Source organism: Streptomyces sp. NPDC003034 (genome assembly GCF_053591375.1).
This window is the reverse complement of sequence record NZ_JBSFTS010000001.1, coordinates 61,047-74,741: the sequence shown is the minus strand read 5'-3', so window position 1 is coordinate 74,741 and position 13,695 is coordinate 61,047. Positions and strand designations below refer to the sequence as shown.

Sequence of the window (13,695 nt, the reverse complement as noted above, 5' to 3'; positions counted from 1 at the left end):
TGCCTCACACAGGGTGGGGTTATCCCCCGTTCACAGCACCCCGGCCGCCCCATGGCACGACGGGGGCCGTACTTGACAGGCTGGGCGGCATGACCGCGATCAATCACGCCGTTCGGCCCACCGGGTCCGGCCGCGCCACTGGCTCCGACCCGCCGGAGCGGCCCCGTCGGGAGCCCGGCGACGACCGGCCGCCCCCCGTACGCCCCGTCTTCGGCGCCGTGACCTGGAAGGAGATCGGCTACCTGCTCGGCAACCTGCCGGTGGCGGTCGTCGGTTTCACCTGCACGCTCGCCTTGGTCGCGACCGCGGGCAGCCTGTCCGTGACGGCCGTCGGACTTCCACTGCTCGCCGGCGGTCTCTTCCTGTCCCGGCAGTTGGGACGGCTGGAGCGGGCACGGGCGCGTGCGCTGCTGGGCGTACGGGTGGACGAACCGACGCCGATCCCCGGGCCGGGGCGGAGCGGGGGGTTCTTCCCCTGGCTGTGGACGAGCGTCAAGGACCCGGTCGCCTGGCGGACGGTGCTGTACGCGCTGATCCGGCTGCCGTGGGGCGTGCTGACCTTCGCCGTCGTGCTGACCGGGCTGTTCGTGCTGTGGCCGGTCCTGCCGTACGTGGTACGGGGGATGGCGAACGCGGACCGCGCGATGGTACGGGGCCTCCTGTCGCCCTCCGACGAGCTGGAGCGGCGGATCGCGGAGCTGGAATCCGACCGCGGGGTGGTGGTGGACACGGCGGCGGCCGACCTGCGGCGGATCGAACGCGATCTGCACGACGGCGCGCAGGCGCGGCTGGTGGCCCTGGCGATGGGGCTGGGCCTGGCCAAGGAGAAGCTGCTGGAGGATCCGGAGGGCGCGGCGGCGATGGTGGACGAGGCCCACGGCGAGGTGAAGCTGGCGCTGCGGGAGCTGCGGGACCTCGCCCGGGGGATCCACCCCGCCGTGTTGACGGACCGGGGACTGGACGCGGCGCTGTCGTCGGTGGCATCGCGGTGCGTGGTGCCGGTGAAGGTGGCGGTGGACCTGCCGGCGCGGCCGGCGGAGGCCATCGAGGGGATCGCGTACTTCGTCGTGTCGGAGTTGCTGCAGAACGTGAGCAAGCACGCGGGCGCGCGGGGCGCGGGCGTGGAGGTGTGGCGGGCGGGCGCGCGGCTGCTGATCCGGGTGTCGGACGACGGGCGCGGTGGTGCGCGGATGTCCGGTGGCACGGGGCTGGCCGGACTCGCGGAGCGGTTGGGCGCGGTGGACGGGGTGCTGGTGCTGGACTCCCCCGAGGGCTCGGGCACGGTGGTCACGGCCGAGCTGCCGTGGCGCGACCGCGGGGCCGCGGGGCACTGACGCCGCCGCTGGGGTGTGGGACTCCCGTCCGAGGTGGACGGGGGTCCCGCTTGCGTGCGGTGGCTCCGGCTGGTGGGGGTGGTCCCGCGTGCGGCGGATGCGCATGGCGGCGGGGGCTCCGGTTCTGCCGGTGTGCCCGCTGATGGGCCAGCATCTTGGGTGTGGAGGCCGGTGGCACGGCCAGGAAGACCCCAGGCAGGCGGTCCGTGCGGCCTGAGTGCCGGCGCTGCTCGGCGAGCTCGAAGGTGCGTCCCAGTTGCCGTTGCGTGGCGGCCGGCCCCCGCTGGCTACGGGGTGGCGGGCCGTGCTCCGGGCAGCGGGCCACGGACCGCTCGGCGTGAGCGCGTGGTGACCCCGGCCCGAGCCGTCGGGCCGGGATCCGGTGGCCCGGGCTCCCTCCCCGCAGGCGCCCGGGCCGGGGCCGAAGCCGCCGCCGGGTGGGGTTAACCCCCCGGTGGACAGGCCGACTCGCCGCATGGTTCGGCCGCGCGGCGGGCGGCAGGGTGGAGGCGTAGAGGGCGGACCGAAGGACGGGGCACGAGCATGGACCACGGCAACGGCAACCAGCGCACCGGCGGTGGCACCGGCACGGGCGGCGCGACCGGCGGCACGGGCGCTGGCTTCGCCGCCAGCACCGGCGGTGGCTACGGCAGCGGGGGCACCAGAACCGATGGCCACGGCACCCGCACCCGCACCGACAGCACCAGCGGTGGCTTCGGCAGCGGATCCGGGCCCGGCATCGCCGCCAGCACCAGCGGTGGCTACGGCAGCGGATCCGGGCCCGGCATCGCCGCCAGCACCAGCGGTGGCTACGGCAGCGGATCCGGACCCCGCACCGGCGGCGGCACCGGCGGCCGCTACGGGACCGGCACCGGAGCCGGTGGGTTCGGCGCCCGCGCCCGCAGCCGCACGGGATCCGGCGGGCGGCGGGGTTTCGGGGCTGTGGTGCGGGCGCCCGTCGAGGGGCGGACCTGGCGGGAGTTCGGTCATCTGCTCCTCGGGCTTCCGCTCAGCGCCCTGTACTTCTCGCTCGCCATCGCCGGCCTGAGCCTCGGCGCCGGGCTGCTGGTCACCTTCCTCGGAATTCCGGTACTCGCCGGCGTACTCGCGATGTGCCGCGGGTTCGGGCGCCTGGAACGGGCCCGCGTCCGCGCCCTGCTCCGGACCGGCATCCCCGCTCCCTCCCCCGTCCGCGCCCGCAAGCCCGGCGCCCTCGCCGCGATGGGGGCGCTGCTCACGAGCGGGAGCGCCTGGCGGCATGCGCTGTACTGCGTGGTCCACTTCCCGTGGGCGGTGTTCAGCTTCACGGTGGCGGTCGTGTTCTGGGCGTACGGGTGGGGCTTCCTGCTGTACCCGGTCTGGTTCTGGGTCTTCCCCGCCTATACCGATCAGCCAGGGCTGCAGCTCTTCCAGAACGGTGACTACTCCTTCCACCTCGACTCCCCCGCGGAGATCGCCCTCGCCAGCCTCGTCGGTCTGGCCTTCACGCTCGCCACACCGTGGGTGATCCGGGCCCTGACCACCGTCGACCGGGTCCTGATCGGCGGGCTGCTCGGCGCCTCCCGCCGCGACGGCCTCGACAGCCGCGTCAGCGAGCTGGAGAGCGACCGCGGAGTCGTCGTGGACACCGCCGCCGCCGATCTGCGGCGCATCGAACGCGATCTGCACGACGGCGCGCAGGCACGCCTCGCGGCCCTCGCGCTGGACCTCGGGCTGGCGAAGGAGAAGCTCACCGAGGATCCCCGGGCCGCCGCGCGGATGGTGGACGAGGCCCATGGGGAGGTGAAGGTCGCCCTGCGCGAGCTGCGGGACCTGGCCCGCGGCATCCATCCGGCCGTCCTGACCGACCGCGGTCTGGACGCGGCGCTGTCGGCGGTGGCCGCCCGGTGCGCGGTTCCGGTACGGGTGGCGGTGGATCTCCCGGACCGGCCCGCGGCCGCGATCGAGGGGATCGCGTACTTCACGGTCTGCGAGCTGCTGCGGAACATCAGCGAGCATTCCGGGGCGCGCTCGGCCTCGGTGGACGTGTGGAGGTCCGGGGAGCGGCTGCTGGTCCGGGTCGCCGACGACGGCCGCGGCGGGGCGGATCCCCGGCCCGGTTCGGGGCTGGCGGGCCTGACCGAGCGGGTGGACGCGGTGGACGGGATGCTGGTGGTCGACTCGCCTCCGGAGGGCGGTACGACGGTCACGGCGGAGCTCCCCTGGCGCGCCCGGCCCTGAGGCGGCCCGCCCCCGCCTGACGGGGCGCCCGGACCCGGCAGGCCCGCCGAAACTCCGCCCGCCCGCACGCCCGTTGCCCCGGCTCCGCCGCGACGTGGCCCCCGACCTGGGATGCTTGGCCCCGAGCCCGAGCGTGCGGGTACGAGTGGATGCGGGAGCTGCTGAGTCGTGGACGACAGGGTGCGAGTGGTCATCGCCGAGGATTCGGTGCTGCTGCGTGAGGGGCTGACCCGGCTGCTGACCGACCGGGGGCACGAGGTCGTCGCCGGGGTCGGGGATGCGGAGGCCCTGCTCAAGACGGTGGCGGAGCTGGCGGCGCAGGACGCGCTGCCGGACGTGGTGGTGGCGGATGTGCGGATGCCGCCGACGCACACCGACGAGGGCGTACGGGCCGCCGTACGCCTGCGCCGCGAGTACCCCGGGATCGGGGTGCTGGTCCTGTCGCAGTACGTGGAGGAGCAGTACGCCACCGAGCTGCTGGCCGGTTCCAGTACGGGTGTGGGGTACCTCCTCAAGGACCGCGTCGCCGACGTGCGGGAATTCCTGGACGCGGTGGTCCGCGTGGCCCGCGGCGGTACCGCCCTGGACCCGGAGGTCGTGGCCCAGCTGCTCGGCCGCAGCCGCAAGCAGGACGTCCTGGCGGGTCTGACTCCGCGTGAGCGCGAGGTGCTGGGGCTGATGGCCGAGGGCCGTACGAATTCCGCCGTGGCCAAGGAGCTCGTGGTCAGCGACGGGGCGGTGGAGAAGCACGTCAGCAACATCTTCATGAAGCTGGGCCTCTCGCCGAGTGACGGGGATCACCGGCGCGTTCTGGCCGTTCTCACCTACCTGAAGTCTTGATCGGCCGACACTCTGTCAGACATGGCATAACCGGTCGGGTCGTCTCGATGTGCGGGCCGACGGTCCGGAACGTGGTGGTTCCCGGGGACTGAGTCCCTACGGACGTAGGGTGGGAATCGGGGACGTCACGCCTCGAAGGAGGTCCAGTTCAGTGACCAGCCAGGTCAGTAGCCCAGCCGAGCAGGCCGACGGGGCCGGGGGTGCGGTCGTCACAGGACAGCGCGCCCCGGCGAGCCCTGGCGGCAAGGAAGTCCGCCACCTCGATCGTGTGATCATCCGGTTCGCGGGTGACTCCGGTGACGGCATGCAGCTCACCGGTGACCGCTTCACCTCGGAAACGGCGTCTTTCGGCAACGACCTCTCCACCCTGCCGAACTTCCCCGCCGAGATCCGTGCCCCCGCCGGGACGCTGCCGGGCGTCTCTTCCTTCCAGTTGCACTTCGCCGACCACGACATCCTCACCCCGGGTGATGCGCCGAACGTCCTCGTCGCGATGAACCCGGCCGCTCTCAAGGCCAACATCGCGGACGTGCCGCGCGGCGCGGAGATCATCGTCAACACGGACGAGTTCACCAAGCGGCCCATGGCCAAGGTGGGCTACGAGACCTCCCCCCTCGAAGACGGCTCCCTCGACGCCTACCACCTGCACCCGGTGCCGCTGACGACGCTCACGGTGGAGGCGCTGAAGGACTTCGGGCTGTCCCGCAAGGAGGCCGAGCGCAGCAAGAACATGTTCGCGCTGGGCCTGCTGAGCTGGATGTACCACCGGCCCACCGAAGGCACCGAGCGGTTCCTGCGCCGGAAGTTCGCGAAGAAGCCCGTGCTCGCGGAGGCGAACGTCGCCGCCTTCCGGGCCGGCTGGAACTTCGGCGAGACCACCGAGGACTTCGCCGTCTCCTACGAGGTCGCCCCGGCGACCAAGGCCTTCCCGACCGGCACCTACCGCAACATCTCCGGGAACCTGGCCCTGTCGTACGGGCTGATCGCCGCGAGCCGGCAGGCCGATCTGCCCCTCTACCTGGGCTCGTACCCGATCACCCCGGCCTCCGACATCCTGCACGAGCTGTCGAAGCACAAGAACTTCGGCGTGCGGACCTTCCAGGCCGAGGACGAGATCGCCGGCATCGGCGCGGCGCTCGGAGCGGCCTTCGGCGGGGCCCTCGGCGTCACGACCACCTCCGGGCCGGGTGTGGCCCTGAAGTCGGAGACGATCGGCCTGGCGGTATCGCTGGAGCTGCCGCTGCTGATCGTGGACATCCAGCGCGGCGGCCCCTCCACCGGTCTGCCCACCAAGACGGAGCAGGCGGACCTCCTCCAGGCCATGTACGGGCGCAACGGCGAGGCACCGGTGCCGATCGTGGCGCCCAGGACCCCCGCCGACTGCTTCGACGCGGCACTGGACGCGGCGCGGATCGCGCTGACGTACCGGACGCCGGTCTTCCTGCTCTCCGACGGCTACCTGGCCAACGGTTCCGAGCCCTGGAAGATCCCCGAGGTGGACGACCTGCCCGACCTGCGGACCCCGTTCGCGTGCGAGCCGAACCACGAGCTGGCGGACGGCACCGAGGTCTTCTGGCCGTACAAGCGTGACCCGCGGACCCTGGCCCGGCCGTGGGCCGTCCCGGGCACGCCCGGCCTCGAACACCGCATCGGCGGGATCGAGAAGCAGGACGGCAGCGGCAACATCTCCTACGACCCGGCCAACCACGACCTCATGGTCCGCACCCGCCAGGCCAAGGTCGACGGAATCGAGGTCCCCGACCTCGACGTCGACGACCCGGACGGGGCCCGCACGCTGGTCCTGGGCTGGGGCTCGACCTACGGCCCCATCACCGCCGCCGTCCGCCGCCTGCGCCTCGACTCCGTTCCCATCGCCCAGGCCCACCTGCGCCACCTGAACCCCTTCCCGAGGAATCTCGGCGAGGTCCTGAAGCGTTACGAGAACGTAGTAGTGCCGGAGATGAACCTCGGGCAGCTGGCCACCCTGATCCGGGCGAAGTACCTGGTCGACGCCCAGTCCTACAACCAGGTCAACGGAATGCCCTTCAAGGCCGAGCAGCTCGCCACGGTCCTCAAGGAGGCCACCCATGACTGAGGCAACCACCGGGGCGACGGAGACGACCGGGGCGACCGGGACGACGCGGGCGGCCGGGGCCTCCGCTTCCGCGCTGCTCTCGCTCGTGCCCAAGGCGCAGGCGAAGCAGTCGATGAAGGACTTCAAGTCGGACCAGGAGGTCCGCTGGTGCCCCGGCTGCGGTGACTACGCCGTGCTCGCCGCCGTGCAGGGCTTCATGCCGGAGCTCGGCCTGGCGAAGGAGAACATCGTCTTCGTCTCCGGAATCGGCTGCTCCTCCCGGTTCCCGTACTACATGAACACCTACGGGATGCACTCCATCCACGGCCGCGCGCCCGCCATCGCCACGGGCCTGGCCACCTCCCGCCGTGACCTCAGCGTGTGGGTGGTCACCGGTGACGGCGACGCCCTGTCCATCGGCGGAAACCATCTCATCCACGCCCTGCGCCGCAACGTCAACCTGAAGATCCTGCTGTTCAACAACCGGATCTACGGTCTGACCAAGGGCCAGTACTCCCCCACCTCCGAACTGGGCAAGATCACCAAGTCGACCCCGATGGGCTCGCTCGACGCGCCCTTCAACCCGGTGTCCCTGGCCCTCGGCGCCGAGGCCTCCTTCGTGGCCCGCACCATCGACTCCGACCGCAAGCACCTCACCGAGGTCCTGCGCCGGGCCTCCGAGCACCAGGGCACGGCGCTGGTGGAGATCTACCAGAACTGCAACATCTTCAACGACGGCGCCTTCGAGGCCCTGAAGGACAACGAGCGGGCGCGGGACGCCGTCATCCGCCTGGAGGACGGGCAGCCGATCCGCTTCGGCGCGGACGGAGCCAAGGGCGTCGTCCGCGACCCGGCCACCGGAGACCTGGAGGTGGTGGCGGTCACCCCGGAGAACGCATCGCGGATCCTGGTCCACGACGCCGCGGCGGCCAGCCCCACGACGGCCTTCGCCCTCTCCCGCCTCGCCGACCCCGACACCCTGCACCACACCCCCATCGGGGTCTTCCGCAGCGTCGGCCGGCCCGTCTACGACACGCTCATGGCCGAGCAGCTGCACACGGCCGTCGAGCAGCACGGCAAGGGCGACCTCGGCGCCCTGCTGAGCGGCAACGACACCTGGACCGTCATCGGCTGACCCGGCTGACCGCTGCCCGCCCGACGGCCCGACCGCGTGAAGCCCGGACCTCCCCCGGGGGCCCGGGCTTCGGCGTGCCCCCGTCGCCCCGTCCGCACGCTGCATCACTGATGCCATGAGGGCTGATGTCATGAGCATCTCGCCCTCATGGGTATGACATCCGCCCCGTGCGGCGTTACGGTCTTCAGGTTGGCTGGAAGTCGTACAGGAGGCCCCGTGAAGGCGGAGACCGAGCAGCGCACGGGTTTGCTCTACGGACTGGGCGCATACGGGATGTGGGGCCTGGTCCCCCTCTTCTGGCCGCTCCTGAAGCCCTCCGGCGCCATCGAGATACTCGCCCACCGCATGGTGTGGTCACTCGCCGTGGTCGGGGTGGCGCTGCTGGCGCTGCGCCGCTGGGGCTGGATACGGGAGCTGGTCAGGCAGCCCCGCAAGCTGGGCCTGACCACCCTGGCCGCCTTGGTGATCGCCGTGAACTGGGGCCTGTACATCTGGGCCGTCAACAACGGGCAGGTGGTCGAGGCGAGCCTCGGCTACTTCATCAACCCGCTGGTCAGCATCGCGATCGGCGTCCTCCTGCTGGGCGAGCGGCTGCGCCGCACGCAGTGGGCGGCGGTCGGCGTCAGCTTCGCGGCCGTGCTGGTGCTCGCCGTCGGTTACGGACGGCCGCCGTGGATCTCGCTGGCCCTCGCCTTCTCCTTCGCGGTGTACGGCCTGCTGAAGAAGAAGATCAACCTGGGCGGACTGGAGTCGCTGACCGCCGAGACGGCCCTGCTGTTCCTGCCCGCCCTCGGGTACCTGCTGTGGCTGGGCGCGCAGGGGCAGTCCACCTTCGCCTCGCACGGCGTCGGGCACGCCGCCCTGCTCGCCTCGGCCGGGCTCGTCACCGCGATCCCGCTGGTGTGCTTCGGGGCGGCCGCGATCCGGGTCCCGCTCTCCACCCTCGGGCTGCTCCAGTACATGGCGCCGGTGTTCCAGTTCGCACTGGGCGTCCTGTACTTCCACGAGGCCATGCCGCCCGAGCGCTGGATCGGCTTCTCCCTGGTCTGGGCCGCGCTCGCCGTCCTGACGTGGGACGCGCTGCGTACGGCGCGGCGCCCCCGGGCGCGGCTCGCGGGGATCCCCGCCGCGGTGGTGACGCCGGCGCGCGGGCCCGCGTAACAGCGCCCCCTCTCCTCTCACGATCCCCGGTACGGAAGCCCCGTACCGGGGATCGTCCGTTTTCCGAACGGCTCTGACCGAATTGTGGTCTTGACTCAATGTCACAATCTCACTGACCATCAGGCTCGCACTGACGCACGAACGCTCACCCGCGCTACCCCCCGCACGTTCCGTCATATCCCCGCGGAATCCCGGAGCCCCCACATGAGCCTGTCCGTCTCCCGGCGCCTCGCTGCCGTGACCGCATTCGCGGTCGCGGGCCTGTTCGCCTCCACCGCACCAGCGGCGCTCGCCGCCCCCACGGCGGCCACCGCGGCGCCGACGCCGCCCGACATTCCGCTGGCCAACGTCAAGGCCCACCTGTCGCAGTTCTCGGCCATCGCCGCCAACAACGGCGGCAACCGCGCCCACGGACGGCCCGGCTACAAGGCGTCGATCGACTACGTGAAGGCCAAGCTCGACGCGGCCGGCTTCACCACCACCGTGCAGACCTTCACCTCCAGCGGAGCCACCGGCTACAACCTGATCGCCGACTGGCCGGGCGGTGACGGCAATGCGGTCCTGATGGCCGGCGCGCACCTGGACTCGGTGTCCTCGGGTGCCGGGATCAACGACAACGCCTCCGGGTCGGCGGCCGTCCTGGAGACCGCGCTCGCCGTCTCGCGGGCCGGCCTGAAGCCGACGAAGCACCTGCGCTTCGGCTGGTGGGGAGCGGAGGAGCTGGGCCTGATCGGCTCCAAGTACTACGTCAACAACCTGCCGAGCACCGAGCGCGCGAAGTTCTCCGGATACCTGAACTTCGACATGATCGGCTCGCCGAACCCGGGCTACTTCGTCTACGACGACGACCCGGCCATCGAGCAGACCTTCAAGAACTACTACGCGGGCCTCGGCGTCCCGACCGAGATCGAGACCGAGGGCGACGGACGCTCCGACCACGCCTCCTTCAAGAACGTGGGCATACCCGTCGGCGGCCTGTTCACCGGCGCCAGCAACACCAAGTCCTCGGCCCAGGCGCAGAAGTGGGGCGGCACCGCCGGTCAGGCCTTCGACCGCTGCTACCACTCCTCCTGCGACGGCACGGCCAACATCAACGACACCGCCCTGGACCGCAACGCCGACGCCATCGCCCATGCGATCTGGAACCTCGGCGCGGCCACGCCGGTCCCGCCGGGCCCCTCCTTCGAGAACACCGCGGACGTCAGCATCCCGGACTCCCCCGCGGCGGCGGTGACTTCACCGGTCACGGTCTCCGGCGTCTCGGGCAACGCGCCCGCGACCACCAAGGTGGACGTCAACATCGTCCACACCTTCCGCGGCGACCTGGTCGTGCACCTGATCGCCCCGGACGGGACCGCCTACCTGCTGAAGAACTCCAGCGGATCGGATTCGGCGGACAACGTCATCGCCTCGTACACGGTCAACGCGTCGAGCGAGGCGGCCAACGGGGTGTGGAAGCTCCAGGTCAAGGACGTGGCCGCGCAGGACGTCGGCTACATCAACAGCTGGAAGATCACCTTCTGACCGGACCGGCCGAACCGGCCGGCCAACCGACCGGCCGACCTGAGCGACCCGAGCCGCCGGCCTGAGCGTCCGGGCCGCCGCCGCTGCCGCCGCCGCTGAACAGATCCCTCACCCCCGCGGTGGGGAGCGGCGGCGGCTACGGCTCGTCGGTGCGGGCCGCCCGTCCGGAGGACGTCAGCGGATCCCGTATCCGGGCGCGGAGCTCCTCGGCCACCGCCGCGACGTCCGCGCGGCCCAGCTTCGCCGCCTCGACCAGATCGCCCAGCACCTCCGGGGAGGGCAGTTGCTCGGCCCCCGCCACGCGCAGGTAGGAGCGGGTGGCGGCGGCCGCGTAGAACTCGTTCATCGGGGATTCCAGCGCCGGGCACACGGCCAGGGTGTGCAGAAACGCGGCGGCCCGCCACGCGGTGTCCGGGGCGGGCTGTTCGGGCACGAGGACGAGGTCGTTCTGGTGCCGGGCGACGGCGGCGGCCACCCCGGAGGGATCCCACACGGCGGGATCGGACGGGAGATGGTGGGCCAGAGCGGTCCAGGCCCACTCCATGGTGATCTTCAATTGCCGAACCGCTCCTGGAAATAGCTCCAGTGGTCCGCGAACTCCTCTATGCCGGACAGGAAGTTCTTCCGGTCCTCGTCGAGTTCGCGTTCCGTGACTTCGGTGATCAGTGCGGTGACCGTCGTCCCCAGGGCCGCCGCGCGCGCCTTCAGGCGTTCGTGGAACTCTTCGTCCAGGCGGATGGTGACGTGTCTCGACATGCCCTCCACCGTACAGCGACCGCGCTGTACGCAGGAGGGGAATGCCCGAAGGGTGGGCGGGGACACAGTCCCCGCCCACCCTTCGGACGCTTGACGCTTGACGCTTGACGCTTGACGCCTGCGCTGCTGATGCCTACTTGTTCGCTTCGGCCGCCTTCACCAGCGCGTCCTTGGTGACCGCCCCGACGTAGACCTTGCCGTCGTCCGTGATCAGGGCGTTGACCAGGCGGGTCGAGAGCACCCGGCCTTCGCCGAAGCTGCCGGAGACCTTGTCCCCGAGCGAGTCCATGAACTGCTGGGCCTCCTTCGGCGCGCCCTTGCCGGCTTCCAGCTCCTTCAGGCCCGGGCCGGCTCCGGAGTCGATCCGCGCGATGGTCGCCCAGCCTTCGCCGAGCACCTTCGTCTCGCCCTTGCCGTCCCCGGAGCCGTTCGCTCCGCCGAACAGGCCGCCCAGACCGGGGAAGGACTCCAGCGCCTTGAACTCCTCGCCGTCCTCGCCCTTCTCCCCGCGGGCGTCCCCGGCCGCGCCCTCGGTCACCTTGGCGCCCTTGGGCGGGGTGAAGGCGAAGGTGTCGGCGGACGGCTTGGCGAAGTCCACCTTGGTGAAACCGGCGTCCACGATGGGCTTGCCGCCCTGGGCGGAGAGCAGCTGCACGCGCAGCGGCACGCCGTTCTTCGCGTCCACGGAGATCTGCACCGAGCCGACCGTCGAGCCGCTCTGCTTGGGCTTGAGCACGAGCTGGTAGGCGTCGCGACCGGCGACCTGAGCGGTGTCGCCGACACTGACGTCGGTGGTCGGGCCGGCGGCCTTCAGGACCTCCTCGGCGAGCTGCTGCGGCGAGGCGTCGAGGCGGTCGCCGGTCTTGTGCTCCCGGCCCGCGCCCTTGCCGCCGTCCTGACCGCCGTCCTCGGCCCCGCCTCCACCGGCCTGCGGGTTCTTCTCGTGGAAGACCTCGTTCGACTTGGAGTCGTATCCCCACAGGTCGTCGCCGTTGTGGATGAGGCTGTACTCGTCCTTCCCGTCCAGGAAGGTGAGCTTCTGGCGGTCGGGGCCGTCGGCCGCGACGCGGAAGGTGTGCGTGCCGCTCGCGAGCTGGGCGACCTTGTCCTCCGGGTCGGCGGAGCCGCCCGCGACCCCGCCGCCGCCGAGCAGGCCGGTCGCGAAGGACGGCAGACCCAGGTCGGTGCTGAGCCTGGCGGTGCCGGTCAGCTCCTGCACGTCCGAGGCCGCGATCTTCTCGATGAGCTGCTGCGCCGTGACCTTCGGCAGGTCCGGTCCGCCGGCGTTGGCGAAGGCGGGGACCATCGCGACGGTCGCCGCGGCCACACCCGCTACCGCGACCGGTACCGCGTACCGGGCGACCCTGCGAGAAGTCTTCGTTTTCGCTGCCATGTCAGTGCCCTGCCCTCTGTGTCGACGGCGGCGACCGCCGTGTCGCCGCGCTCACCCGATCTGGTGGGGTTGATGGATCCATCTGACCAAATCGGCGGGGCGAAGGCGTCAGCCCCCGGAAGCAACTGCGCGTACGACCGTGGGATGACACGGCAAGGGCCCTTCTCCCCCGACCCGTAGGGGTCGAGGCACGGAAGGGCCCGTTCCGCAGCCGCGGTGGCCCGTGGCCGCCGGGGCCGTCAGCCCGCGCGGTGGACCACCGCGTCGCAGAGCTCCTCCAGCGCCGACTTCGCGAAGCACTCCGGCAGCGGAGCCAGCATGGCCCGCGCGTCCTGCGCGTACCGGATGGTGTCGCGGCGGGCCTGCTCCAGGGCGGGGTGGACCCGCAGCCGGGCCAGTACCTCGGCGTGCCGGGCGTCGTCCGTCAGATCGCCGTCCAGGAGGCGTACGAGCTCGACGTCGTCCTGGCGGCCGTCGCGGGCCGCGATCTCGCGCAGCCGCAGCACGGGCAGCGTCGGGATGCCCTCGCGCAGGTCGGTGCCGGGGGTCTTGCCGGACTCGTGCGCGTCGGAGGCGATGTCGAGGACGTCGTCGGCGAGCTGGAAGGCGGTGCCGAGCCGCTCGCCGTACTGGGTCAGGATGTCGACGACCGACTCGTCGGCGCCGGACATCAGCGCGCCGAAGCGACCGGAGACGGCGATCAGCGAGCCGGTCTTGCCGGCGATGACGTCGAGGTAGTGGGCGACCGGGTCGCGGCCGTCGCGCGGACCGGCGGTCTCCAGGATCTGGCCCGTCACCAGCCGCTCGAAGGCCTCGGCCTGGATGCGTACGGCCTCGGGCCCGAGGTCGGCCAGGATGTGCGAGGCACGGGCGAAGAGGAAGTCACCCGTCAGGACGGCCACCGAGTTGCCCCAGCGGGTGTTCGCGCTGGCCACCCCGCGGCGTACGTCCGCCTCGTCCATGACGTCGTCGTGGTAGAGCGTCGCGAGGTGGGTGAGTTCCACCACCACGGCGGAGGGCACGATTCCGGGCGCGTACGGATCGCCGAAACGGGCCGCGAGCATCACCAGCAGCGGCCGGAACCGCTTGCCTCCGGCTCGTACCAGGTGTTGCGCGGCCTCGGTGATGAAGGGGACTTCGCTCTTGGTGGCTTCCAGCAGACCCGCCTCGACGGCGGCCAGTCCGGCCTGGACATCGGTCTCAAGAGCCTGGTCCCGCACGCTCAGTCCGAACGGCCCGACGACGGTCACGAGGGGTA

At 71.8% G+C, this 13,695-nt stretch carries 11 protein-coding genes; 7 read left to right on the top strand and 4 right to left on the bottom strand.

From position 1 onward, the window contains the following. Positions 1–89: 89 nt before the first annotated feature. From ACWDX7_RS00345 to ACWDX7_RS00315, 7 genes are all read left to right on the top strand, one after another. Positions 90–1,334, top strand: a complete 1,245-nt coding sequence (locus tag ACWDX7_RS00345; protein WP_451489003.1) for a sensor histidine kinase — start codon at positions 90–92, stop codon at positions 1,332–1,334. Between the two features lie 543 nt (positions 1,335–1,877). Beyond that, positions 1,878–3,554: a sensor histidine kinase gene (locus ACWDX7_RS00340; protein ID WP_451489004.1), complete on the top strand. Its 1,677-nt coding sequence runs from the start codon at positions 1,878–1,880 to the stop codon at positions 3,552–3,554. 180 nt (positions 3,555–3,734) lie between these two features. Beyond that, positions 3,735–4,394 carry a response regulator transcription factor gene (locus ACWDX7_RS00335; protein WP_451489153.1) on the top strand — a complete coding sequence of 220 codons (660 nt, stop codon included), beginning with the start codon at positions 3,735–3,737 and terminating at the stop codon, positions 4,392–4,394. A gap of 151 nt (positions 4,395–4,545) precedes the next feature. Continuing rightward, on the top strand, positions 4,546–6,489 hold the full coding sequence (locus ACWDX7_RS00330; RefSeq protein WP_451489005.1) for a 2-oxoacid:acceptor oxidoreductase subunit alpha: 1,944 nt from the start codon (positions 4,546–4,548) through the stop codon (positions 6,487–6,489). 112 nt (positions 6,490–6,601) lie between these two features. Continuing rightward, on the top strand, positions 6,602–7,603 hold the full coding sequence (locus tag ACWDX7_RS00325; protein ID WP_451489154.1) for a 2-oxoacid:ferredoxin oxidoreductase subunit beta: 1,002 nt from the start codon (positions 6,602–6,604) through the stop codon (positions 7,601–7,603). 216 nt (positions 7,604–7,819) lie between these two features. Then, positions 7,820–8,764: an EamA family transporter RarD gene (gene rarD, locus ACWDX7_RS00320; protein ID WP_451489006.1), complete on the top strand. Its 945-nt coding sequence runs from the start codon at positions 7,820–7,822 to the stop codon at positions 8,762–8,764. Positions 8,765–8,968: 204 nt separating this feature from the next. Continuing rightward, entirely contained in the window at positions 8,969–10,288 is a 1,320-nt protein-coding gene (locus ACWDX7_RS00315; RefSeq protein ID WP_451489007.1) for a M28 family metallopeptidase, read from the top strand. 136 nt (positions 10,289–10,424) lie between these two features. On the opposite strand, the gene ACWDX7_RS00310 is transcribed toward ACWDX7_RS00315, so the two are convergent. From ACWDX7_RS00310 to ACWDX7_RS00295, 4 genes are all read right to left on the bottom strand, one after another. Further along, on the bottom strand, positions 10,425–10,844 hold the full coding sequence (locus tag ACWDX7_RS00310) for a hypothetical protein (protein ID WP_451489008.1): 420 nt from the start codon (positions 10,842–10,844) through the stop codon (positions 10,425–10,427). Then, entirely contained in the window at positions 10,841–11,044 is a 204-nt protein-coding gene (locus ACWDX7_RS00305) for a ribbon-helix-helix domain-containing protein (protein ID WP_229337077.1), read from the bottom strand. Before ACWDX7_RS00305 ends, ACWDX7_RS00310 begins: the two co-directional genes overlap by 4 nt. 133 nt (positions 11,045–11,177) lie before the next feature. After that, positions 11,178–12,437, bottom strand: a complete 1,260-nt coding sequence (locus ACWDX7_RS00300) for a LolA family protein (protein ID WP_451489009.1) — start codon at positions 12,435–12,437, stop codon at positions 11,178–11,180. A 239-nt stretch (positions 12,438–12,676) separates the two neighbouring features. Continuing rightward, positions 12,677–13,687 carry a polyprenyl synthetase family protein gene (locus ACWDX7_RS00295; RefSeq protein WP_451489010.1) on the bottom strand — a complete coding sequence of 337 codons (1,011 nt, stop codon included), beginning with the start codon at positions 13,685–13,687 and terminating at the stop codon, positions 12,677–12,679. Positions 13,688–13,695: the final 8 nt, after the last annotated feature.